Annotated in this window: 2 protein-coding genes; one reads left to right on the forward strand and one right to left on the reverse strand. The window is 70.4% G+C overall.

Going from position 1 to position 1,166, the window contains the following annotated elements:
- On the reverse strand, nucleotides 1-951 hold a 951-nt coding region (gene cbiE, locus BIS11_RS18085; protein ID WP_253586797.1), incomplete at its 3' end, for a precorrin-6y C5,15-methyltransferase (decarboxylating) subunit CbiE.
- 18 nt (nucleotides 952-969) lie between these two features.
- Here cbiE and BIS11_RS18090 point away from each other — a divergent pair.
- On the forward strand, nucleotides 970-1,166 hold a 197-nt coding region (locus BIS11_RS18090; protein WP_253586798.1), incomplete at its 3' end, for a precorrin-6A/cobalt-precorrin-6A reductase.

Here is a 1,166-nt window from a genome sequence, read left to right on the forward strand (position 1 = left end):
AGCTTCCCCGAGCAGTTCCAATGCGGCGCCCTCCTTCACCTCCAGCCAGTCCACCCCCAGCTGCTGCGCGTTACGCCGCCCGGGCGCGGCGCGCTCGGCGTTTTGCTCGAAGCCGGTGGCGCGGTTGTCCGGGTGCGCCAGCAGCCACTCGATGGCGACAGAGCCGGAGCCGGTGCCGATATCCCATAGCCGCTCGCCGGGCACGGGGCCAAGAGCGGAGAGCGTGAGCGCGCGCACCGCCTGCTTGGTAATCTGACCGTCGTGCTCGAAGAAGTGATCCGGCAGGCCGGACGTGCGCGGAAGCGCCGGGCCGTCACCCGCCACCTCGATGGCGACCGCCACCGGGTGGGCGATGTCGTCGGGAAGCAGCACTTGGGCGGAAATCTCCCTCACGCGCTCCCGGGCGCCGCCGAGGGCCTCCAGCAAGGTGAGCGTCGAGTCACCAAAACCAAGGCGCGTGATCAGCGCACAAAGCTCCCCCACCGCCGCGGCGTCGCGCAGCAGCACCAGAAGCTTCTGGCCCGGCTGCAGGTGCGGGCGAAGGCGCGTCAGCGGCCTGGCGTGAAGCCCCAGGCAGGTACAGCGCTCGAGCGGCCAGCCAAGCCGCGCCGCCGCCAGGCTGAAGGTCGAGGGCGCGGGCAGCGCCTGCCACTCATGCACCTCCAGATGGCGGGTAACACTCGTTCCCGCGCCGAACCAGAACGGGTCGCTTGAGACCAGCATCACCACCCGGCGGCCGCGCTCGGCCAGAAGCCGCGGGATGCCCTCACCAAAGGGCACCGGCCACTCGCGAATCTCGGCGGAAAGCTCAGGCAGAAGGCGCAGGTGGCGCCGCGCGCCGAAGACCACCTCGGCGGATTCGAGCTCGGCCCGGCTTGCGGCGGTGAGCCCGGCCGTGCCACTCTCGCCCCACCCAATGATCGTGAGCCAGGCCCCGTCTGCTAACTCCATGCGTCACATCCTGAAACCATGAAAAACCTGTTGATTCTTGGCGGCACCACCGAGGCGAGCGCGCTGGCCCAGGCCGTGGCCGCCCGCGGGCTCGATGCCACCTTCAGCTACGCCGGGCGGGTGAGCCGCCCCAAACCCCAGCCGCTGCCGACCCGCGTGGGCGGCTTTGGTGGCGTGGCGGGGCTGGTCGAGTTCATTGCCCGCGAAGGTATTAC

The sequence above is a fragment of the Halomonas sp. 707D4 genome (assembly GCF_024158685.1).
Classification (GTDB): domain Bacteria; phylum Pseudomonadota; class Gammaproteobacteria; order Pseudomonadales; family Halomonadaceae; genus Vreelandella.